The organism is Algoriphagus jejuensis, from assembly GCF_039523455.1.
Taxonomy (GTDB): Bacteria; Bacteroidota; Bacteroidia; order Cytophagales; family Cyclobacteriaceae; genus Algoriphagus; species Algoriphagus jejuensis.
Window position 1 is genome coordinate 89,624 of the sequence record NZ_BAAAFI010000006.1, and the last position, 21,506, is coordinate 111,129.

The 21,506-nt window shown below is 46.8% G+C and carries 18 protein-coding genes and 1 tRNA gene; 11 read left to right on the forward strand and 8 right to left on the reverse strand.

What is annotated here, in order from left to right:
* The first annotated feature begins 163 nt into the window (after positions 1-163).
* Genes upp through ABD031_RS07380 form a run of 3 tightly spaced genes read left to right on the forward strand, consistent with a single transcriptional unit; the run spans position 164 to position 2,206 of the window.
* On the forward strand, positions 164-805 hold the full coding sequence (gene upp / locus ABD031_RS07370) for a uracil phosphoribosyltransferase (RefSeq protein ID WP_343849907.1): 642 nt from the start codon (positions 164-166) through the stop codon (positions 803-805).
* A gap of 4 nt (positions 806-809) precedes the next feature.
* Positions 810-1,751 carry a calcium/sodium antiporter gene (locus ABD031_RS07375; RefSeq protein WP_343849908.1) on the forward strand — a complete coding sequence of 314 codons (942 nt, stop codon included), beginning with the start codon at positions 810-812 and terminating at the stop codon, positions 1,749-1,751.
* Positions 1,748-2,206 (forward strand): hypothetical protein, encoded by a 459-nt coding sequence (locus tag ABD031_RS07380; RefSeq protein ID WP_343849909.1) that lies wholly within the window; start codon positions 1,748-1,750, stop codon positions 2,204-2,206. The genes ABD031_RS07375 and ABD031_RS07380 overlap by 4 nt, the downstream gene beginning before the upstream one ends.
* Here the strand turns inward: ABD031_RS07380 and sdaAA are convergent.
* Positions 2,195-3,103 (reverse strand): L-serine ammonia-lyase, iron-sulfur-dependent, subunit alpha, encoded by a 909-nt coding sequence (gene sdaAA / locus ABD031_RS07385; protein WP_343849911.1) that lies wholly within the window; start codon positions 3,101-3,103, stop codon positions 2,195-2,197. The genes ABD031_RS07380 and sdaAA overlap by 12 nt on opposite strands.
* Before the next feature lie 49 nt (positions 3,104-3,152).
* The gene (locus ABD031_RS07390; protein ID WP_343849913.1) at positions 3,153-3,557 is read right to left on the reverse strand and encodes an OsmC family protein; all 405 of its coding nucleotides are present in this window, start codon (positions 3,555-3,557) and stop codon (positions 3,153-3,155) included.
* A gap of 70 nt (positions 3,558-3,627) precedes the next feature.
* On the opposite strand from ABD031_RS07390, the gene ABD031_RS07395 reads away from it, so the two are divergent.
* Entirely contained in the window at positions 3,628-4,356 is a 729-nt protein-coding gene (locus tag ABD031_RS07395; protein ID WP_343849915.1) for a hypothetical protein, read from the forward strand.
* 54 nt (positions 4,357-4,410) lie between these two features.
* Positions 4,411-5,289, forward strand: a complete 879-nt coding sequence (gene lipA, locus ABD031_RS07400; protein WP_343849917.1) for a lipoyl synthase — start codon at positions 4,411-4,413, stop codon at positions 5,287-5,289.
* Between the two features lie 65 nt (positions 5,290-5,354).
* Here the strand turns inward: lipA and gcvP are convergent, their stop codons facing one another.
* The gene (gcvP, locus tag ABD031_RS07405; RefSeq protein WP_343849919.1) at positions 5,355-8,249 is read right to left on the reverse strand and encodes an aminomethyl-transferring glycine dehydrogenase; all 2,895 of its coding nucleotides are present in this window, start codon (positions 8,247-8,249) and stop codon (positions 5,355-5,357) included.
* A gap of 191 nt (positions 8,250-8,440) precedes the next feature.
* On the opposite strand from gcvP, the gene ABD031_RS07410 reads away from it, so the two are divergent.
* Positions 8,441-9,937, forward strand: a complete 1,497-nt coding sequence (locus ABD031_RS07410; RefSeq protein WP_343849921.1) for a M28 family peptidase — start codon at positions 8,441-8,443, stop codon at positions 9,935-9,937.
* A gap of 131 nt (positions 9,938-10,068) precedes the next feature.
* Here the strand turns inward: ABD031_RS07410 and ABD031_RS07415 are convergent, their stop codons facing one another.
* Complete coding sequence (locus ABD031_RS07415) at positions 10,069-11,430, reverse strand: DEAD/DEAH box helicase (RefSeq protein WP_343849923.1); 1,362 nt, start codon at positions 11,428-11,430, stop codon at positions 10,069-10,071.
* Positions 11,431-11,477: 47 nt separating this feature from the next.
* Between ABD031_RS07415 and ABD031_RS07420 the strand changes: the two genes are divergently transcribed.
* From ABD031_RS07420 to ABD031_RS07440, 5 genes are all read left to right on the forward strand, one after another.
* Positions 11,478-12,821, forward strand: a complete 1,344-nt coding sequence (locus ABD031_RS07420; RefSeq protein ID WP_343849925.1) for a dihydroorotase — start codon at positions 11,478-11,480, stop codon at positions 12,819-12,821.
* A 77-nt stretch (positions 12,822-12,898) separates the two neighbouring features.
* Positions 12,899-12,974 (forward strand) — tRNA-His (locus ABD031_RS07425).
* Positions 12,975-13,319: 345 nt separating this feature from the next.
* Positions 13,320-15,236: an amylo-alpha-1,6-glucosidase gene (locus tag ABD031_RS07430; protein ID WP_343849927.1), complete on the forward strand. Its 1,917-nt coding sequence runs from the start codon at positions 13,320-13,322 to the stop codon at positions 15,234-15,236.
* A 12-nt stretch (positions 15,237-15,248) separates the two neighbouring features.
* Positions 15,249-16,538, forward strand: a complete 1,290-nt coding sequence (locus ABD031_RS07435; protein WP_343849929.1) for a glycosyltransferase family 4 protein — start codon at positions 15,249-15,251, stop codon at positions 16,536-16,538.
* Complete coding sequence (locus ABD031_RS07440) at positions 16,535-17,740, forward strand: glycoside hydrolase family 57 protein (protein ID WP_343849931.1); 1,206 nt, start codon at positions 16,535-16,537, stop codon at positions 17,738-17,740. The genes ABD031_RS07435 and ABD031_RS07440 overlap by 4 nt, the downstream gene beginning before the upstream one ends.
* 164 nt (positions 17,741-17,904) lie before the next feature.
* Here ABD031_RS07440 and panB read toward each other — a convergent pair whose 3' ends face one another.
* From panB to ABD031_RS07460, 4 genes are read right to left on the reverse strand one after another with little or no spacing between them, the layout of a single operon-like run.
* The gene (gene panB, locus ABD031_RS07445; protein ID WP_343849933.1) at positions 17,905-18,726 is read right to left on the reverse strand and encodes a 3-methyl-2-oxobutanoate hydroxymethyltransferase; all 822 of its coding nucleotides are present in this window, start codon (positions 18,724-18,726) and stop codon (positions 17,905-17,907) included.
* Positions 18,727-18,730: 4 nt separating this feature from the next.
* Positions 18,731-19,222, reverse strand: a complete 492-nt coding sequence (locus ABD031_RS07450; protein ID WP_343849935.1) for a phosphoribosyltransferase family protein — start codon at positions 19,220-19,222, stop codon at positions 18,731-18,733.
* Between the two features lie 54 nt (positions 19,223-19,276).
* A complete protein-coding gene (rsgA, locus tag ABD031_RS07455; RefSeq protein WP_343849937.1) occupies positions 19,277-20,200 on the reverse strand; it encodes a ribosome small subunit-dependent GTPase A in 924 nt (307 codons plus the stop codon).
* Positions 20,197-21,444 (reverse strand): 3-deoxy-D-manno-octulosonic acid transferase, encoded by a 1,248-nt coding sequence (locus ABD031_RS07460; protein WP_343849939.1) that lies wholly within the window; start codon positions 21,442-21,444, stop codon positions 20,197-20,199. Before ABD031_RS07460 ends, rsgA begins: the two co-directional genes overlap by 4 nt.
* Positions 21,445-21,506: the final 62 nt, after the last annotated feature.

Consider the following 21,506-nt stretch of genomic DNA (forward strand, 5'->3'; position numbering starts at 1 on the left):
CATCGTTTCGATAGGAATCTAGGGGGTCTTACGGCAGTCACTGACCTAGACAGGTTCCCAAACAGCAGCATGACGACAAAACGAAGCTTAAGCTTTAAATTCAAATAGACCCAAATTACTTGCGTGGTTTTAATCCGCCGGGCTTTTTCTTTATACTTGCCAGATGTTTGTATTGACAGAATCTGACTCTATCGGAAATCAATTTATAGCGGAACTTAGGGATGTAACCATCCAAGGAGACCGATTGAGATTCCGAAAAAATTTGGAGCGTATCGGGGAAATTTTAGCGTATGAAATCTCCAAAACTTTCTGCTACCAGACCAAACCTATCACCACACCACTCGCTCAAACTACAGTACGCGTCCCTGATTCCAACCCTGTCTTAATTACTGTTCTCCGCGCTTCATTGCCATTTTACAATGGTTTCCTTAACGTCTTCGATAAAGCAGACAGTGGTTTCGTAGGAGCCTTTCGCGAAGAGGGCGAGGGAGAAATCAAAATAAATCTAGGCTACCATGCCAGCCCTGACCTCGAAGGCCGAACAGTCGTGTTGGCGGATCCGATGCTTGCAACAGGCAAATCTTTCATAAAGTCCATAGAGACGCTGCTTTCCCACGGCACACCCAAAATTATCCATATCGCAGTAGCCATAGCATCACCCGAAGGGTTATCATACCTCCACGAAAACATCCATGTCCCATTTGAACTATGGATCGGGGCGATCGATCAATCCCTCAACGCACAATCTTACATTGTTCCAGGTCTAGGTGACGCTGGGGATTTGGCCTTCGGGGAAAAAATTTAATTTAATGACGGTTTATCTATTACTGGCACTGGGCCTGATCATACTTCTTTACGGAGGCAAAATCCTAGTAGACGGTGCTTCCTCTATTGCTTTAAAACTTGGTATGAGTACAGGACTGATAGGGTTGACCGTGGTTGCCTTCGGCACTTCTGCACCAGAGCTTTTAGTAAGCCTGAATGCCGCTTTGAAAGGAAACAGCGATATCTCAATCGGAAACGTCGTAGGATCCAACATCGCCAATATCGGTCTTGTCTTGGGTATCAGCGGGATTTTCTACCCAATTCTGATTCGCAAAAGCCACGTTCGGTTCGAATATGCGATGATGATTTTGGTTACGATAATCTACTATGGCTTAAGTATAGATTTAGAAATCACCAGAATTGAAGGAATCATGTTATTCTCTGGATTTGTCGGATTTAATGCCTTCCTCTTTCGAAACCTGGGAAAGGGAATTCAACAAGAAACCGATTCCGCTGAAGAAGAAATTGAAGATGTACGCAATTATTCTTGGCTCGCTTCTATCGGCCTTTTTACAGGTGGTATAGGCGGACTATACTTCGGGTCTGAGCTTCTGGTAAATAACGCTATTCTCATTTCAAGAGAATTCGGGGTATCTGAACGAATCATTGGGGTAACAATTGTTGCCATTGGAACCAGCCTTCCCGAGCTGATTACATCAATCATAGCAGCCCTTTCTAAGCGTACAGACTTGGCCTTGGGAAATATTCTTGGTAGCAACATCATGAATATTCTCTCTATTATCGGTCTTACGGCGATCGTAAAACCCATTTCAGTTTCTGAGGCGTTTGTCCAATCAGACTATCTCTGGATGATCGGAATCTCTCTGCTACTTTATCCTCTCATGAAAACGAAAATGCGTATATCCAAAGTAGAAGGTCTAGTCCTTCTTGTCGCATATATTGCCTATTTGGTTTTCTTGTTATGAATGAGTCCCTGATTACGTTTTTCGGCATCTATCTCCTGAGTATGTTTAAGTTCATTGCGGGCCCGCTTTTGGGGCACGCTGCAGGCTACAATATTTGGGAAATAATCCTGGTGACTGTCTCCGGGATGATGAGCAGTGTTTTTATTTTCACGCTTGTGGGGAGTCAGGCCAAAAAAATTCTAATTTCATTAACCACTACGAAAAGGTCGCTTTTTTCCAAAAAGAATAGATCAATAGTTCGCATTCGGGCAAAATACGGAGAAATCGGAATTGCATTTTTTACCCCCTTAGTCCTCACTCCTATCGGCGGCACATTAATCCTGGTTTCTTTTGGCACCAAAAAAAGTAAAATCTATTTCCACATGCTTTGGAGCGCCTTGTTGTGGTCGACAGTGTTTGGACTCACTATCGATCAGATTCTCCAGATCCCCTTCTTTAGTCAACTACTCGGATAGATTTTCATCAGGTAAAATTTCAATGTCCTGAATCAAAACCCGATTTGCAATTTCCTGGCCTGTCAGCGTAGCCGCCAATCCGCCCATTGCGGTTTCTTTATATCTACTCTCCATAGACGCGCCGATCTCGCCCATGGCTTCAATGCATTCATCTACCGGAATGACCGCATTGACATTGGCCAATGCAATCTGCGCCGAACTAAAAGCAATCGCTGCCGCACTGGCATTTCTCACCACACAGGGCACTTCGACCAAACCTGCAACCGGGTCACAAACCAAACCGAGCATGCACTGAATTGTGATCGCGACGGCATTAAAAACCTGATCATTAGTCCCTCCTAAACAGTGTACAATCCCGCCGGCTGCCATTGCCGCTGCCGAACCGGTTTCTGCTTGGCATCCACCAACAGCACCAGCTAGACTTGCTTTTTCCTCAATAATCAAAGCAATCCCGGCTCCCACTATGAGCCCCTCCAGAATCTTAGAGTCGGGCAAATCGTGAATTTCCTGCAGAGTAACCATCGTACCCGGTAGAATGCCCGAAGCACCTGCGGTCGGCGCGGCTACGACCCTCCCCATGCAAGAATTCACTTCCTTAGCCGCAAGAGCTCTTGAAATCAATTTTTGAAATTCTGGTGAAAGCACGGTGAGCGGATGATTGTACACCTTCTTTGCACCATTGTTGATCATGCCCGATCGAGAGACCGTTTCTTCCTCCAACCCGACCTTTACGGCATCCTTCATTACGGTATACGCGTTCTGAAGGCCAACCCAAATTTTCTCTTCTGAGGAATTCTTTTGCTCGACCTCATACTCAATCACTGATTGAACCAAGCTGACGTCGTGGGTGTCACAATACTGTTTCCAGCCTTTGAAACTTTCGAAAAGATAGCACATGAGTATTGGGGTTTTAGCAATAAAAACGATCGGGAGAAATGTCCTCCGATCAAAAATTGAAATTAACCGTCTGCCTAATCGCCGGATCCAGACTCAATGCAACCGGACAAGTTAACGCAGCGTTTTTCAGTTTTTGAAGAGTAGCTGGATCTTCTGCTGGTTTTTCCCATTGAAAATCCACCACAATTTCCTGAATTTTTCTAGGAGAGGACTGCATAACTTTGGTTACTTCCCAAGTAAGCCCCTCCAAAGATACCCCATTTCGCTCAGCCACAATCCCCATGATCGTAACCATACAGCTGCCCAGAGCACTAGACACCAAGTCGGTGGGAGAAAACTTCTCCCCTTTGCCGTTGTTGTCTACCGGTGCATCGGTCAGCAACTCAGTACCGGACTGCAGGTGTATAGACTGCGTCCTTAAATTCCCCAAATACGAACTTTTTATAGTGGGCATAAACTCTTACTTTTAAAATTCAGTTAAATACTTAAATTCAAAAATAGAGCAATATTTTCGACCAACTCGAATGAGCAAGCTGAAATTAATCCTACCCGTCTTTTTTCTCCTTAGTAGCCTGGAAGCATTTTCCCAAAGAGAGGATGTGGGCAACTACGAATACGAAAAAGAATACCTCTTTGGGATCAATAAAAACACCAACGGTGGGCTGATCGGAGGATTTGTTTTCAAAGCCGGCACACGCATCGATGACACCCAATTTTCATTTTGGGGTATAGAGCTATCCAATGTAAAAAACCCGAAGGAGGACAGGTACAATACCGTTTTGGGCAACAGCTTTATTTTCGGCAAGTCTAACTACCTCTATGCGATCCGTCCACATTATGGGCGTGAAATAATTCTTTTCAAAAAAGCACCGAATCAAGGCGTGCAGGTTAGTGCTTTGGCAGCTGTCGGCCCGACAATCGGACTTATTGCACCCTACTACATCGAATACGCCATCAACCGTGTGGAAACCGTGACTGAACAGTACGACGCGGAAAAACACCAGAGCATTTATAACATCCTAGGCACCGGCCGTCTACTGGAAGGACTTGGACAATCAGAGGTCGCATTCGGCGCAACTTTAAAAGCCGCCCTGATGTTTGAATTTGGTGTGTTCAGAAGTAGTGCTACCGGAGTGGAAGTTGGCTATATGCTTGAGGGATATAACAAGGAAATTCCCCTAATCCCGACCACCGAAAACAATCAGATCTTCCAATCGGCCTATTTGACCTTTTATTACGGATTCCGCCAATAGTAGAAATTGGCTTTTGACCCCGTCTAAATTACCTTTGCAACAAATCCGAAAGTGATGATTGAATTACCCGTAATATCCGAAGAGGCAACCCGCCGCAAAAAGCCAGACTGGCTGCGCGTAAAATTGCCTGTAGGAAAAGAATACGCCAAAGTCAGAAAACTCGTCGACGAACACAAACTTCACACGATCTGCGAAAGCGGAAATTGCCCCAATATGGGCGAATGTTGGGGAGCAGGAACTGCTACCTTCATGATCTTAGGGAATGTCTGTACGCGATCGTGTTCATTTTGCGCAGTGGCAACCGGCCGTCCGCCAGAGTACGATACCGATGAGCCGAGTCGAGTAGCTGAAGCCATTAAGCTAATGGGCGTGAAGCATGCTGTGATCACCTCAGTCAATAGAGACGAACTGAAAGACAAAGGTGCCGAGATCTGGTATCAGACCGTTGTGCAGACCAAAAAACTCTCTCCTGCCACGACCATCGAAACACTCATTCCAGATGTGAAATCCAATTGGGATGCTCTATACCGAATGATTGACGGTGGTCAGGAAGTTGTCTCCCACAACATGGAGACTGTAGGAAGTCTCTATCGTCGAGTAAGACCTCAAGCAAAATACGAGCGCTCCCTAGAGCAGATCAGACTGACCAAGGAGTACGGCAAGCGAACCAAGACCGGTATCATGCTGGGATTGGGAGAGCAAAAGGAAGAGGTCTTGAAAGCAATGGATGACCTGGCTGCCCACGGTTGCGATATCCTGACTTTGGGACAATACCTCCAGCCGACCAAGATGCACATCGAAGTGGCTGAATTTATCCATCCTGACCTTTTCGCGGAATATCGAGATGAAGGGCTGGCTAGAGGATTGAAGTATGTGGAGTCAGGGCCTTTGGTACGTTCGTCTTACCATGCCGAAAGACATGTCAACGTTTGAAAAATTTCTCCAATAACAAAAGAGGCTCCTTTTCGGGAGCCCCTTTTGGTGTCTTTGCGTATTAGTTACGCCTGCTCTGTTGCTTCGGCATATTCCTCTACAGGAATACAGCTACAAACCAAGTTTCTGTCACCGTAGGCAGAGTCGATCCGTCTCACGGTTGGCCAGAATTTATTCTCTTTCACAAAGCTTAATGGGAACACAGCTTTTTCTCTAGTGTATGGAAGCGTCCACTCTCCGGTCAACACCATCGTAGCAGTGTGAGGCGCATTTTTCAACACGTTTTCTACTCGATCAGCTTTTCCATCTTCGATCTCCTGGATCTCCGCCCGGATAGATAGCAAGGCATCGCAGAATTTATCCAATTCGGCTTTGGTCTCAGACTCCGTCGGCTCGATCATCAAGGTCCCCGCAACGGGGAAAGAAACAGTCGGAGCATGGAAGCCGTAGTCCATCAATCGCTTGGCAATATCCTCCACTTCTACTCCTACCTCTTTGAACGCTCTACAATCCACGATCATCTCGTGCGCTGCCCGCCCTTTGGTACCAGTATAGAGAATCGGGAAGTGACCACTCAATCTTTCTTTGATGTAGTTGGCGTTCAAGATCGCCATCTTGGTCGCATTCGTCAACCCGTCTCCGCCCATCATTGCAATATAGGCGTAAGATATCGGCAGAATGCTGGCACTACCGTAAGGTGCCGATGAAATAGCAGAAACAGCGAATTCACCACCTGTTTTCACCATCGGATTCCCTGGAAGGAAAGGGGCTAAGTGACTAGCCACGCAAATCGGCCCCATGCCGGGTCCACCGCCGCCGTGAGGAATACAAAATGTCTTGTGCAAGTTCAAGTGGCACACGTCAGCACCAATACCACCTGGCGAAGTCAATCCAACCTGTGCATTCATATTGGCGCCGTCCATGTAGACCTGACCGCCATTTTGGTGGATGATGTCGCAGATCTCACGAATCCCCTCCTCAAATACACCATGCGTAGATGGGTAAGTTACCATCAGGCAAGAGAGGTCGTTGGCATGCTCGCCCGCCTTTTTTCTTAAGTCTTCGATGTCGATATTTCCTTTTTCGTCACACTTCACCAAGACAACATTCATCCCGGCCATCACTGCAGATGCAGGATTGGTGCCGTGAGCGGAGGTAGGGATCAAAGCTACATTTCTATGACCTTCACCACGGCTCATGTGAAATGCCCGAATGACCATCAGGCCTGCGTACTCGCCTTGTGCACCGGAATTGGGCTGAAGGGAGGTATCTGCAAAACCGGTAATCTCCGTGAGCCAAGTTCTAAGATTGGTAAAAAGCTCCTGATAGCCAAGCGCCTGATCCATCGGAGCAAAAGGGTGAAGCTGTCCGAATTCCGGCCAAGTCACCGGGATCATCTCAGCAGTTGCGTTCAACTTCATCGTGCAAGAACCCAAAGAAATCATGGAATGCACCAATGAAAGATCCTTGTTTTCGAGCCGCTTGATATAGCGAAGCATTTCATGCTCCGAGTGGTAGCTGTTAAACACCGGGTGTGTCAGGTATTCTGATTTTCTATTCAAGCCCTCTGGGAGATCCAATTCCAGGTTTGCCACCAGTTCATTTAAGTCAAGCGTATGCTTTCCTTCTTCCGCCGCGAAGATATTCACGATGGTTTTGACATCTTCCAAGCTTTTGGTCTCATCAAAAGTGATGAAAACGGAATCAGTGTCGTATCGGAAGTTCATCTTAGCGCCCAGTGCCAAGCCTCTCACTCTTTCTCTCGCTACGTCACTCATCTTCACTTGAATGGTATCGAAGAAGTGCTGATCAGCCACTTTAAGTCCGACTTGCTTCAACGCTTGCGCAGTCAATTTAGCCAGACCGTGGGCTCTCAAAGCGATGTTTTTCAGGCCTTCTGGGCCGTGATAGACGGCGTAAAAGCTTGCCATCACGCTCAAAAGAACCTGAGCGGTACAGATGTTGGAAGTTGCTTTTTCTCTTTTGATGTGCTGCTCTCGGGTCTGGAGCGCCATTCGATAGGCTTTATTCCCTGCACGATCCAGAGAAACCCCAATAATGCGGCCCGGAATCTGTCGTTTGTAGTCTTCCTTGGTTGCAAAAAAACCCGCGTGCGGCCCACCGTAGCCCATCGGCACGCCAAATCGCTGCGCCGAACCTACGACCACGTCTGCGCCCATTTCGCCTGGAGCAGTCAAGAGCGTCAAGGCCAACAAATCGGCAGCAAATGCGGTGGTGATCTTGTTCTCTTTTGCGGCAGCTACCAAGGCAGAGTAATCGGAAACAGCTCCGTCAGAATTCGGATATTGAATCAAGATCCCGTACAACTCCGGATCTGTCAAATCCAAATCTGCCAGCGAGCCAACAACCAACTCAATACCAATTGGCTCCGCTCTAGTGGTCAAAACCGCTTTGGTCTGAGGGAATACCTTCTCGTCTACAAAGAACTTATTGGCATTTTTCTTTTCCCTTGGCTTGACAGCATGAAGCATGTTCATCGCCTCTGCTGCTGCCGTTCCTTCGTCCAAAAGCGAGGCATTGGCAAGCTGCATCCCGCTCAATTCCATCACCACAGTCTGGAAATTGATCAGTGCCTCGAGTCTTCCCTGGGCGATCTCGGCTTGATAGGGAGTATAGGCAGTATACCATCCTGGATTCTCCAGCACGTTTCTCAACACTACTCCTGGGACGATGGTATCGTAATACCCCAGCCCGATAAAGGATTTAAATACTTTGTTTTTGGAAGCTAATTTCTTGAAATCAGCCAAAAATTCTGATTCCAATTTCGCTTTTGGAAGGTCTAGGGGACGCTTAGACTGAATGGCCTCTGGAACAGTTTGGTTGATTAATTCCTCAAGAGATGAAGCTCCGATTTTCTCCAACATCTCCACGATTTCCAATTCAGTGGGACCATTGTGTCTGTTCTGAAATTTGACAGCATTAGAAAGATTGATCTGCATAAAGTACGTTTGGGTAGAGTGACGTATTTGGGTTTGAAATCATCCTGATTTTAAGTGCGCAAAGGTACTATTTCTTAAAGGAAAAGACTTTGGCTGCGCTGAATAATTTCCTTCAAAACACCCCTTCTTGACAAACGGTTTTTCCAAGGGTTAAAATTTTGTCTAGTTTAGAGCCCTAATCACAAAATTTTATGAACAAAGGATTTATACTAAGCGGTGCTTTGGCCATAGGACTCGCTTTGCCAAGCTTTGCCCAAGCTCCCGCTCAGGTGAAGTATGCCAATACGATCACCGTAGAGGATCTGACTAAACGCCTCACTTATCTCGCCTCCGACGAAATGGGCGGCCGAGACACTGGTTCGGAACAGGGAAAGTTGGCAGCCAATTATCTGGCTGACTTTTATAAAAGTCTTGGGTTTGCAGCGCCAGTCAACGGCAGCTACTTGCAGGCTGTTGCGTTGGTCAGCGCCAAATACACAAAAATTACGCTCCAAGTTGGTAAAAACAAGCTAGTTGAAAATCAGGACTTCGTTTTCATCGGTGATGGAAACATGCCGAAAGCGGCTAAAACTGAGCTGGTATTTCTCGGACTAGTTACTGATGAAAACCTGACGAAAGTTGACGTCAAAGGTAAACTTGTCGGACTCTGGGCCGTAGGAGTTCGTAGCAACGACCTAGTGACCAAAGTGATGGATGCAGGTGCTGCGGGCATCGTGATCGTGTCAATGGAAGGTCAGGCAAACTTTGACCGAATTGCCGGCAGATACAAGACTTTGACTGACAAAGGCCGTATCGGTTTTGACCAAGAAACCAAGCAAAGACCAATCTTCATGGTCAGTTCAGACAAGATGGCCCAACTTTTCGGTACTCCGGTAGAGACTCTGAAAGAAGCTGCTAAATCAACTCCGGAAACCATCGCTTCGCAAAAAGCAACTTATCAAGTCGTAAAAACCAAATCTCCGGTGGAGGCCTACAACGTGATGGGCTACCTCGAAGGGACAGACAAAAAAGACGAAGTAATCGTCATCTCCTCACACTATGATCACGTGGGTGTAAGCAGCGAAGGCGAAGTCTTCAACGGCGCAGATGACGACGGCTCCGGTACAGTTTCCGTGACTGAGATCGCTGAAGCGTTTGCCTTGGCTGCCAAAGACGGCATCAAGCCAAGAAGAAGCATCCTGTTTCTTAATGTAACCGGCGAAGAAAAAGGCCTCTTGGGTTCTGAGTATTATTCAGAAAACCCTGTTTTTCCCTTAGCAAACACCGTGACCAACATCAACATTGACATGGTCGGCAGAATCGACTATGAATACGACAAGGAGGAAAACAAGGACTATGTCTATGTGATCGGGTCTGAGATGCTCTCTTCACACCTGAAGAAGATCAACGAATACAACAACATCACCTATTCCAACCTCATCTTGGATTATCGCTACGATGCTGCCGACGATCCAAACAGATTTTATTATCGCTCAGATCATTACAACTTCGCGAAGCACAACATCCCGGTAATCTTCTTTTTCAACGGCGTACACGACGACTACCATCAGGTGACTGATACGGTAGACAAGATCGAGTTTCCACTGATGACCAAACGGGCGCAGTTGATCTTCCACACGACTTGGGATCTAGCTAACCGGGAGCAAAAACCTCCTGTGGACGGTACCAACACCAGAACTGACAGATAAGAAAAAGGCTCCCGAAATATTTGGGAGCCTTTTTAATTTATAATCCTCAGAAGACCAGTGTCAAGATTCTACAAGTATGGAATTCGCGGCAACTCTGCTTCCGAATCGATCTCCTGACTTCCAAGTACTTTCTATTTTCCCTTATTCTTTTGATTCTTTGTCTTCATCTGATTCCTGTTCGGTTTCTTGACGTGTTTTTTGGCCTTCACTTTTTCTCCTTTGCCAATATTAACTTTAGGGGGAATCGCTTTTTTCTCATGGAAGGCACCTTTGTAATCCGGATTGTCCCGCTGCTTTAAGCGATCTAGCTCCCTTGCGTACGCTTGCTTTTCTTCGAAAGGCGTATCCGGCACGTCTACTTTGCCCGGGATCGCCAGCAAGTCCACCTGCATCCGGATCATATCTTCAATACACTCGAAGTGATAGATCTCAGCTGGGTTCACAAATGTGATCGCTTTGCCCTCATTCTCTGCACGACCAGTTCGCCCAATTCGGTGCACGTAGTCTTCATATATAAGAGGTACGTCAAAATTAATCACGTGTGATACCATCGTCACATCCAATCCTCGCGAAGCCACATCGGTCGCCACCAAGATCCGAACCTCTCCGCCTTTGAAATCCTCCATGGAGTTAATCCGGGTATTTTGACCTTTGTTGGCATGGATAACGCGAATCTCACCGATATTCTTCCTTTCCAAAAAGCTGAAAACCGACTCGGCATTTTTACGGCTTCTGGTAAAAATAATCGCCCGGCTGATCTCCTCGTTTTCCAACAAATGGGACAACAGGTTGATCTTGGTCTTAATATTGGGCACGTGGTATTTGACCTGGGCGATGGTTTCAGCCGTGGTGGCAGAGGGAGTGACTTCGACTTTCTCAGGAAATTCCAGAAACTCGGCAGACAGTGTTTCGACTCGAGCACTGAAGGTCGCTGAGAAAAGCAGGTTCTGTCGTTTGGATGGAATTATTTCGAGAATCGCCCTAATCTGAGGCATGAATCCCATGTCCATGATTTTGTCCGCCTCGTCCAAGACCATCGTCTTGATTTCCTTGGGAAGGATATTTCCTTTTCGGTAGAGATCCATAAAACGACCGGGAGTCGAGATGAGGATATCCACCCCAGCGGCGATGTTTTCTATTTGTGTTTTTGGCCCCAAGCCGCCGTATAAACTGACGATCCTGAGATCGGTGTTCTGGGCAAGCTGCTTGGCCACTTCCTCTATCTGCATGACCAGCTCCCGCGTCGGCGCCAAGATCAGCGCGCGTGGATGTTGGCCTTGCGCATATTTCACTTTCATCAAAAGCGGAAGCACGTACGCCGCAGTCTTTCCTGTACCGGTTTGCGCTACGCCGAGCACGTCGTGTCCGGCCAAAGCCAGCGGAATGGCTTTCTGCTGAATCGGCGTCGGAGCGGTATATCCCGCAGAAGCCACCGCATCGAGCAATTGCTTGTTTAGCTTAAAAGCATCAAAACCTAAGGCCTCATCACTCATGATTGTTATTTTTGGAGAGAAATCTGAAATCGAAAACAAAAGAAACGATGAAAAGTATCCTGATCACCGGCGCAAATATAGTCAATGAAGGCCGGATAAGTCCGGGCGATGTTTTGGTCAGAGATGGCCGGATCGCAAAACTCGGAACCGACTTGAGCGCCGAATCTGCTGAGATTCATATTGATGGACGGGGGAAACACCTGTTTCCAGGCGTGATCGATGATCAGGTACACTTTCGCGAACCAGGGCTAACCCACAAGGCGGAGATCTATACCGAAGCCAAAGCCGGGGTTGCCGGTGGCACCACGACCTTCATGGAGATGCCCAACACGGTGCCTCAGTCGGTCACGATTGATCTTCTGGAGCAAAAATATACCCGTGCATCCGAGGTCTCGCTCGCTAATTATTCCTTTTTCTTCGGGGCAACGAATGATAATCTGGATGAAATTCTGAAAGTCGACGCTAAAAACGTCTGCGGCGTGAAGATATTTCAAGGTTCCTCCACAGGCAATATGCTCGTCGACAACCCTGAGGTTTTGGAGCAGATTTTCAAAGAATGCAAAACACTCATCGCCATCCACAGCGAAAATGACAACATCATCAAGGCAAACTTGGAAGAGTTCAAGGCGATCTACGGTGAGGACATTCCCGTCAAATACCACCCAAAGATCCGCTCGGAAGAGGCTTGCTACGATGCTTCCAGCCGCGCTGTGGCGATGGCAAAAAAATACGGCACCAAGCTCCATATCCTCCATATCAGCACCGCCAAGGAACTGGAGCTGTTTGACAATTCAATACCGCTGGAAGAAAAGCGCGTGACGGCCGAGGCCTGTATCCACCACATGTGGTTTTCGGAGGAAGACTACACCACCAAAGGCAACCTGATCAAATGGAATCCAGCCGTAAAAACTGCGAATGACCGAGATCAGATCTTCCAAGCCATGCTCGACGGCCGGATTGATGTAGTCGCAACGGATCATGCCCCACATACCTTGGAGGAAAAATCCCTCTCCTACCTGAAGGCTCCTTCCGGAGGCCCGCTCAATCAACATAGCCTGGTGGCGATGTTGGATTTTTATCATCAAGGAAAAATCAGCTTGGAAAAAATCGCCCAAAAAATGGCTCACAACCTGGCCATCCTGTTTCAAATCCAGGGAAGAGGCTACATCCGCGAAAATTATTTTGCAGACTTAGTCTTGGTGAATCTGGATTCTCCTTGGACAGTTTCGAAGGAAAACGTCCTTTCTAAATGCGGATGGTCGCCATTTGAAGGGCACACTTTCCGCTCAAAAGTCACCCATACGATCGTTTCTGGACACTTAGCGTACGAAGACGGCAAGTTTCACGAAGAAAAGAAGGGGGAAAGAATCACATTTTCGAGAAATAATTGAAACTGGTATTGCGCCAAGTAGTCTTAATTATTACTTTTGCAGACCATTTGAGAATAACCTTTTCAAATAAGCCACACGGTGATTGTAGCTCAGCTGGTTAGAGCGCTGGTTTGTGGATCCAGAGGTCGCCGGTTCGAACCCGGTCTTTCACCCAAACCCCTCTTTTAGAGGGGTTTTGCTTTTTTTACGGGTGTTAGTTGGCACAACATTTGTCAAAAAAGAAAAAAACTAAACCACACTCAGATGTTTACGTTGTACAAGTCCTCTCCAAGATTCCCGGTGGTAAAACGGGTTAATATCAGGGTCGTCACCAACTATTTTGTGAAATTCGAAGAGTCACTAAGAATTTTCGAAGAAATTCAAAAAGAAGCGATTCGTTCTTGATCATTTTAGATCTACACAAAAAGAAGGTTATGAAAACATAACCTTTTATTTTTTACTCACAATTTTTCTTATCGCCACAAAACTCTATTTTTAAATTCTTAGAATTTTTCCCCTATGAGTTATATCCACTTTGATAAAACCCAATTAATCAATCTGAATTACTCCCTTGACCGGGAGATTATTCGGACGAATCGGTCTGGCGCGTACACGAGTACGACCATTATCGGATGTAACACACGTAAGTACCATGGCTTACTGGTGGTTCCTCAGCCGCAGATCGATTCCCAAAACCATGTCTTTTTGTCAACCGTCCATGAGACTGTCATTCAGCATGGAGCCAGCTTCAATCTGGGCATCAGCAAGTATCCCGGAAATTACTCACCGAGAGGTCACAAATACCTTGAAGACTTTGACTCTGAGCCTATCCCGAAACTGACCTATCGGGTCGGCGGTGTGGTTCTCCAAAAAGAGCTCATCTTGGACAGCAATCGTGACCGGGTGATGATTCGCTACACGTTGCTTGAAGCCCACTCGCCAACCAAAATCAGGATTCAACCCTTTCTGGCTTTCAGAGGATATCATAACCTGATCAAGGAAAATGATCAGATTAATAAAAGTTTTGAAAAAGCCCCAAATGGAGTCAAGTTCAAGCTTTACCCCAAATACGATCCGCTTTTCATGCAGCTCTCCAAGAAAGGTGAGTTCGTTTCCTTGCCGGACTGGTACCACAACATTGAATACATTCAGGAACGTGAACGGGGCTATGAGTATCAGGAAGACCTTTTTGCACCAGGCTTTTTTGAATTCAATATTGAAAGGGGAGAGTCGGTTATTTTCTCCGCAGGGTTAACTGAAGCGGACCCCAAAACCCGCCAAAACGCTTTTCAAAAAGAAATCTCTCGACGTATTCCACGAAACAACTTCGAAAATTGTCTGAGAAATTCAGCTGGGCAGTTTATCCGTCGTAGAGATGGCGACACGAGGATAATCGCCGGATATCCATGGTTCGGCTGGTGGGGCAGAGACACCTTTCTAGCCGCTCCGGGCCTGACCCTTACCAGCGGTGATACGGAGACTTTTCTGGAAATAATGGACTCCATGTCCAAGGATCTCAAAGGGCCTCTATTCCCGAACATTGGCAGCGGCGACTTTACCAACATGACTTCAATAGACGCTCCGCTGTGGTTTTTCTGGAGCCTGCAGCAATATATTCTCTACACAGGGGACACAAAAACCATCAAAGATCGGTACCTCAGTAAACTAAGAGGCATCATCGACGGATACATGCATGGAACGGACTTCAATATCCACATGCAGCCTGACGGTCTGATCTGGGGAGGTCGTCCTGACCTGGCACTCACTTGGATGGACGCCATCACACCAGATGGACCGGTCACTCCCCGTATCGGCTGTCCGGTAGAGATTCAGGCACTTTGGTACAACGCCCTGTGCTTTTTCAATGAGTTGACACAAGAAGAAGAATTCGCCACCCTTGCCGCCAAGGTTCGGAATTCCTTCGAGCGAGCGTTTTGGTCTTGGGAATATGAATATTTGGCAGACGTAGTCAATGGCGAAGAAAAAGACTGGTCAATCCGACCCAACATGCTTTTTGCGACCTCTCTACCCTACAAAATGCTCAGCGAAGAGAAAAATGACATCATCCTAGAGATGGTGAAATCAAAGCTATTGACGACCCGGGGCCTTCGTTCACTCTCTCCTGACGATCCAGGCTATAAGGGATACTATTTTGGCAACCAGATCAGCAGAGACCATGCTTATCACAACGGCACTGCATGGACTTGGCTCTTAGGACATTTTGCAGATGGATATTTGTCTCTGCATGGCAAAGCATCGAAGAATTTCTTTCAAAAAATAATCAAGGGTTTTGACGGAGTCATGACCCAATTTGGAGTCGGAACGGTAGCAGAAATTTACGACGGAGATCCTCCACACCGTCCTAAAGGTTCCGTATCACAAGCTTGGAGCGTAGCAGAACTGCTTAGAATGATGGACTTAGTCAAAAGGATATAAAATGACTTTTTTATGAAAGTTTTAATGTTTGGGTGGGAGTTCCCACCTCATATTTCCGGAGGATTAGGCACAGCCTGCTATGGCTTGGTAAAAGGAATGAACCACCATGGCCAAGAAGTGATCTTCGTAGTACCCAAACTGTGGGGTGATGAAGAGCCGCTGGCGGATTTTGTCAATGCAAGCGATGTCAGGATCGACTACCGCGAAAAGCGTTTCAAGAAATTCTGGAAAAACCTCACTTACTTGGAAGTAAGCAGTTTTTTGGTACCCTATCTAGGTCCTGACGAATTCAAAAAATTCACCGACTACGCCATCCATGACCGAACAGATGTAGATGAGAGCATCTTTTCCAACAAGTTTGAGTTCAGTGGCAAGTATGGAAAAAATTTAATGGAGGAAGTCTCCAGGTATGCGCTGGTGGCCGCTCAGATTGCCCGGGACAAAAACAGTTTTGATATCATTCACGCTCACGATTGGTTGGCTTTTCCGGCAGGGATTGCTGCAAAAGAAATCAGCGGAAAGCCTCTCGTCGTTCACGTACACGCAACGGAATATGATCGCTCCGGCGAATCTGTCAATCAACCTGTCTATGACATCGAGCGTGCAGGAATGCATGCAGCAGACCATATCGTAGCGGTAAGCCAATTGACCAAAAACATCATAGTCAGAAAGTACGGAATTCCAGCCAGCAAGGTCACCGTCCTCCACAATGCGGTGCTCGATGCCAGCATCATCAAATCTGCCTATGAGAAAAAAGTACCTGAGAAAATCGTCACGTTCCTGGGGAGAATCACTTTTCAAAAAGGCCCTGAATACTTTGTAGAAGCTGCCAAAAAAGTCATCGATCGCGATCCAAATGTCCGATTTGTAATGGCAGGATCCGGCGACCTTCTCAATCGGATGATCGATCGGGTGGCCGAACTGCGAATGGCCACTCGCTTTCACTTCACCGGATTTCTGAAAGGAGACGACGTAGATCACATGTATGCGATCTCGGACGTCTATGTGATGCCTTCAGTCTCGGAGCCTTTTGGCATTGCTCCCCTCGAAGCTGTCCGACACAACACTCCTGTGATTATCTCCAAGCAATCAGGAGTGGCAGAGGTACTCAGGAACGCCATCAAGGTGGACTTTTGGGACGTCGATTCCATGGCTGATGCGATCTTTGCACTACTTCACTATGACGGGATCTCCCGGATGTTCAAAGAATTGGGAAGCGAGGAACTAAAAAAATTGAAGTGGGAGCACGTAGCTGCCAAACTTGTCACTGTTTACGAAAAAACCTTAGCCGAACGATCATGAGAACCATCTGCTTTTACTTTCAGGTGCATCAGCCCTTTCGATTGAAACCATACCGATTTTTTGATATTGGGGAAGACCATCATTATTGGGATGATTTCTTGAATCGAAATGTAATCCGCAAAGTAGCGCAAAAGTGTTACCTGCCGATGAACTCCCTGCTGCTGGAGCTCATCCAACAGTACAACGGAAAATTCAAAGTAGCCTTTTCACTATCTGGTACTTTTCTCGATCAGATGGAAGCATACGCTCCCGATGTGTTGGAGAGTTTCCAAAAGCTCGTTGCCACCGGTCAGGTAGAATTACTGAACGAAACCTATACACACTCTTTGGCTGCGCTGAAAAGTAAGGATGAGTTTCAGCTACTGGTAAAAAAACACCAAGACCGAATCAAGCAGCTTTTCAATGGATATACGCCCAAAGTCTTCAGAAATACCGAGCTGATCTACTCAGATCAGATTGGGGCCATGGTCGCCGAACTCGGCTATGAGGCAGTTTTGACCGAAGGAGCAAAACACGTCTTGGGATGGAAAAGTCCCAATTATGTCTATTCCAATTCGATCGAACCGAAATTGAAAGTGTTGCTCAAGAACTTCTTGCTTTCGGATGACATTGCCTTCCGGTTTAGCAACAAATCCTGGAATGACTATCCTCTGACCACAGACAAATTTGTCAAGTGGATCAACGCCATTCCAAAGGAAGAGCAGGTTCTAAATCTATTTATGGACTATGAAACCTTCGGGGAGCATCAGTGGGAAGAAACCGGCATTTTCGAATTCATGCGACACCTCCCGGAGGCTGTACTAAGCCAATCCAACTTTAGCTTTTCCACACCTTCAGAAGTATCTGCCAACGTTTCTCCAGTGAGTAAGATCCATGTCCCGGTACCGATCTCTTGGGCGGACGAAGAACGTGATTTGACGGCATGGCTGGGCAATGACATGCAGGACGAAGCTTTTGACCGGTTGTATGAGTTGGAAAAACTCGTGAACGGTATCGATGATCCCGAAATCCAGCGAGACTGGGGATACTTGCAAACGTCCGATCACTTCTACTACATGTGTACCAAGTTCTTCTCTGACGGCTCTGTACACGAATACTTCAGTCCCTATGATACGCCGTATGATGCATTCATCAACTTTATGAATGTATTGAGTGACTTTATGCTGAGAGTTAAACAGAAACATGCCGAACTTCAAAGCTAGGCTTCAATTACACGCTCGGCCAGTTTGTAGCTTCGCTAATATACATTCCTATTAAATTAAAAGGCCTTTTCGACATCCAATCGAAAAGGCTTTTCTCATTCAAGTCTACCCGAAAAACACTCGAATCCGAGCTGAAATTATTCCATAAATCCAACCACCAAAACTCAATAGCTTTCCGACTCGTTGGGAAAATCTTTCGCTTTGACATCAGCGATATAGCTTTTGAAAGCATTCATCATTACCGACTGCAAATCTGCGTATTGGCGCAAAAAACGCGGCTTAAACTCCTGAGTGATGCCGAGCATATCGTGCATAACCAAAACCTGACCATCCACTCCACCACCCGCACCGATTCCGATCACCGGGATTGAGACTGTCTCAGCTACTTTGGTCGCCAAGGCCGCAGGTATTTTCTCCAGCACAATGGCGTAGCAACCGCATTCTTCCAGGACTTTGGCGTCGTCGATCAGCTTTTGTGCTTCGGTATCCTCTTTTGCCCTGACAGTGTAGGTGCCAAATTTATAGATCGACTGTGGCGTAAGCCCCAAGTGCCCCATCACCGGCACGCCGGCGCTGAGAATTCGGAGAACCGATTCCTTAATTTCGGAGCCGCCTTCGACTTTTACGGAATGGGCGCCAGACTCTTTCATGATCCGGATAGCTGACCTCAGTGCTTCAGAACTGTTACCCTGGTAATTTCCGAAGGGAATATCCACCACGACAAAGGCCCGCCTAACCGCGCGCACCACAGAGGAGGCATGATAGATCATCTGATCCAAAGTGATCGGCAAAGTCGTCTCGTGACCCGCCATCACGTTGGACGCAGAGTCACCTACCAAGATGATGTCGATACCCGCCTCGTCCACAATCCTCGCCATGGAATAATCGTAGGCGGTCAGCATGGAGATTTTCTCCCCACGAAGCTTCATCTCCTGGAGCGTGTGGGTCGTAATGCGCTTAATATTAGCAGAAGAGTGTACTGACATAGAATTAATGCAACTGAACCGAATGTTGGGAACCTGAGACATCTACTTTGATGTGCTCGTTGAACGTAGTAGAAAGCTCAAAACCGGTATAATCCGGCCGAAGTGGAAAAAATCCATGGCTGCGGTTAACCAACACCGCGATCTCCATTTTTTGGATTTCAAGGTCTAAAAACGGCTTCATGGCGTAAACCAAGGTCTTGCCAGTATTCAACACATCGTCCACCAAGATGATATTTTTGTGGGTCAGATCTAGTTCCTGGGAAAGTTCTATCTCGGACTTAGCTACTTCATTTTTGTCCAAAATGACTTCGAGCTCTTCCACCTGAATAGGCGAAATACGCTTGAGTTCATCCGCAAGAAGCTTGGCCAAAGTCATACCCATCCCAGTGATCCCGGCAAATACCACACCGGCTGAATTCAGATTTCGCTCATAGATTTCGAAAGCCATGCGGGTGATCTTTTGCCCGACTTGTTTATGATTGAGTACTTCGCTCATAGATTGATTTTGAAAAATGAAAATTAGGCCAATTTGGTTTGGATTCAAAGCCGATCAGCGGAAGCTATCCTCCTCGTTGAGAATATTCACATAGCTCTGATAGCGGTAGGGATGTATGAATCCCTCCTCTAGTTTCTGAAGCACCACACATCCTGGCTCGTTGATATGCGTACAATTATTGTATTTGCATTGCCCCAGATATTTTCTCAGTTCGGGAAAATAGTGAGAAAGCTCATTGTCATCTACGTCCAAGATCCCAAACTCTTTGATCCCTGGCGTGTCGATCAGGTCTCCGCCTTCTGGCAAAACAAAAAGCTCCGCAAACGTCGTGGTATGTACCCCTTTGGCACTGTATCCAGAAATATCTTTGGTGTCTTGTTTGGCTTCGGGAACCAGTGCATTTAGAAGCGTGGACTTTCCGACGCCGGAATGGCCAGCGATCAGGCTTGATTTCCCTTGGATCAAAGGCAAAAACTTCTCCATCAGATTCTCCTCTCTCAGCGCCGAAACTTCCAACACCGAATAACCCAAAGGCTCGTAAATCTCATGAATATCCTGCAGCCACTCCCCCTCCACTTCGCCCTCTAATTGATCTATCTTGTTGACGACAAGAATCGCCGGAATTCGAAAACTTTCCGTACTGACCAAAAACCGATCGATGAATCCCAAGGATGTCCGAGGCTTTTTCATGGTGATGACCAGGATGGCCTGGTCGAGATTGCTGGCAATGATATGGGAAAAGTGCTGCTTTCGGGTAGACTTTCGGATCACGTAATTCTCCCTCGGGAGAATCTCAGAAATCACCGCCGTCGCCTGGCCGGTCTCTTCTTCCATCTCCACCCAATCCCCCACGGCTATCGGATTGGTCAACTTCAGCTCGTCCTGCTTAAACTTCCCTTTCAAGCGGGCAGAGACCACCTTTTCGTCGACCTGGACGACATACCAGCTGCCGGTTGATTTGATGACTCTTCCTTTCATTTTGCAGGGATTAACGAGGTTACTTTTTCAAGAATTCGATCTGCCGCTCCGAGATTTGAGTTTACCCAATTTTGGGCAGAGTTGACCGAATTATTATAAAAATCAGTCTGTTCCATTCTTCCAAAAATCTCAAAAAGCGAGCTTTCATCCGAAACCGAAAATCCACACCCTTCTATTTGGCTCTGCTCCGCCTCTGGAAATCGCGAAGCCCTCTTTACCTGCCCAAAGATTACAGGCACTCCGAAACCAAGCGGCTCCAAGATATTATGCAGCCCTTTGCCAAAAGCACCCCCGACATAGGCAATCTTTGCAAACTGGTACAGCGACGAAAGCATCCCGATGTTGTCTATGAACAGAACTGAATTGGTATCCGAGGCTCGCCACATGGAAAATCGCTTTGAGTCCAGCACTATCCTCGAAGCCCAGCGCTCCATCGGCTCGGGGCTCAAATCATGAGGTGCTATGATCCAGCGGTAGTCTGGACGGGAATTGATCAGAGGAATCAACAGCTTCATATCTTCCTCCCAGGCGGATCCAACGACAACAGTCGGCTTGCCTTGGATCCAACGCTCGAGTTGAGGCATTGATAGGGGAGCAGAGGCTGTCGCAGCTACACGATCAAAACGCGTATCTCCAGCTAGAGAAGATCGTGTATACCCAATCTCTCGAAGCAGCTCGATGCTTTTTTTATTTTGGGTAAAAATCCAATCCATGGCAAAGAGATTTTGGCAGAAAAAGGCTCCCAGCGGCCCGAAGAAACTTTGATCCTCGCGCAGGCTCGCAGAAACCAAAAAGATCGGTTTGCCGTGCTTTTCCAAAGCCTGAATGTGATGAAACCACAGGTCATATTTGACAAAAAACGTAAGCTCCGGTTTCAGGATTTCGACAAATTTCTCCGCCCAACTTCTCCGATCCAGTGGAATGTAAGTAATGAAGTCAACGTTAGCCTGAGGTTTTTTTACAACATGGTCAAAACCGGATGGGCTGAAAAAGCTAACCAAAACACCCAAATCAGGTCTTTTTGATTTCAGAGATGCAATCAACGGCCGGGCTTGTTCGTACTCACCTAGAGATGCAACGTGAAACCAAGCAAGCTTTCCGGGATAAGAATCACGAAAATTTCTCAATTTTGAGAGCCCAAACTTTCTGCCCTCCAAAAAATTATTCAGCTTGGAAGAAAAAGGCCTGAGCAAAGACAAAATGCCTGGAATCAGAAAGAAAAGCAGGCGATAAATCAATTTCATTCTCAAAAGTAGCCATTCGATCGTAAAACCCCCTTTTTTCTTAAAATGGGGAAAACAAAAAA

What these genes read in the sequence shown, in the direction of transcription:
- upp (WP_343849907.1), top strand. Translation starts at nt 164, where the DNA reads ATGTTTGTATTGACAGAATCTGACTCTATCGGAAATCAATTTATAGCG.
- ABD031_RS07375 (WP_343849908.1), top strand. Translation starts at nt 810, where the DNA reads ATGACGGTTTATCTATTACTGGCACTGGGCCTGATCATACTTCTTTAC.
- ABD031_RS07380 (WP_343849909.1), top strand. Translation starts at nt 1,748, where the DNA reads ATGAATGAGTCCCTGATTACGTTTTTCGGCATCTATCTCCTGAGTATG.
- sdaAA (WP_343849911.1), bottom strand. Translation starts at nt 3,103, where the DNA reads ATGTGCTATCTTTTCGAAAGTTTCAAAGGCTGGAAACAGTATTGTGAC.
- ABD031_RS07390 (WP_343849913.1), bottom strand. Translation starts at nt 3,557, where the DNA reads ATGCCCACTATAAAAAGTTCGTATTTGGGGAATTTAAGGACGCAGTCT.
- ABD031_RS07395 (WP_343849915.1), top strand. Translation starts at nt 3,628, where the DNA reads ATGAGCAAGCTGAAATTAATCCTACCCGTCTTTTTTCTCCTTAGTAGC.
- lipA (WP_343849917.1), top strand. Translation starts at nt 4,411, where the DNA reads ATGATTGAATTACCCGTAATATCCGAAGAGGCAACCCGCCGCAAAAAG.
- gcvP (WP_343849919.1), bottom strand. Translation starts at nt 8,249, where the DNA reads ATGCAGATCAATCTTTCTAATGCTGTCAAATTTCAGAACAGACACAAT.
- ABD031_RS07410 (WP_343849921.1), top strand. Translation starts at nt 8,441, where the DNA reads ATGAACAAAGGATTTATACTAAGCGGTGCTTTGGCCATAGGACTCGCT.
- ABD031_RS07415 (WP_343849923.1), bottom strand. Translation starts at nt 11,430, where the DNA reads ATGAGTGATGAGGCCTTAGGTTTTGATGCTTTTAAGCTAAACAAGCAA.
- ABD031_RS07420 (WP_343849925.1), top strand. Translation starts at nt 11,478, where the DNA reads ATGAAAAGTATCCTGATCACCGGCGCAAATATAGTCAATGAAGGCCGG.
- ABD031_RS07430 (WP_343849927.1), top strand. Translation starts at nt 13,320, where the DNA reads ATGAGTTATATCCACTTTGATAAAACCCAATTAATCAATCTGAATTAC.
- ABD031_RS07435 (WP_343849929.1), top strand. Translation starts at nt 15,249, where the DNA reads ATGAAAGTTTTAATGTTTGGGTGGGAGTTCCCACCTCATATTTCCGGA.
- ABD031_RS07440 (WP_343849931.1), top strand. Translation starts at nt 16,535, where the DNA reads ATGAGAACCATCTGCTTTTACTTTCAGGTGCATCAGCCCTTTCGATTG.
- panB (WP_343849933.1), bottom strand. Translation starts at nt 18,726, where the DNA reads ATGTCAGTACACTCTTCTGCTAATATTAAGCGCATTACGACCCACACG.
- ABD031_RS07450 (WP_343849935.1), bottom strand. Translation starts at nt 19,222, where the DNA reads ATGAGCGAAGTACTCAATCATAAACAAGTCGGGCAAAAGATCACCCGC.
- rsgA (WP_343849937.1), bottom strand. Translation starts at nt 20,200, where the DNA reads ATGAAAGGAAGAGTCATCAAATCAACCGGCAGCTGGTATGTCGTCCAG.
- ABD031_RS07460 (WP_343849939.1), bottom strand. Translation starts at nt 21,444, where the DNA reads ATGAAATTGATTTATCGCCTGCTTTTCTTTCTGATTCCAGGCATTTTG.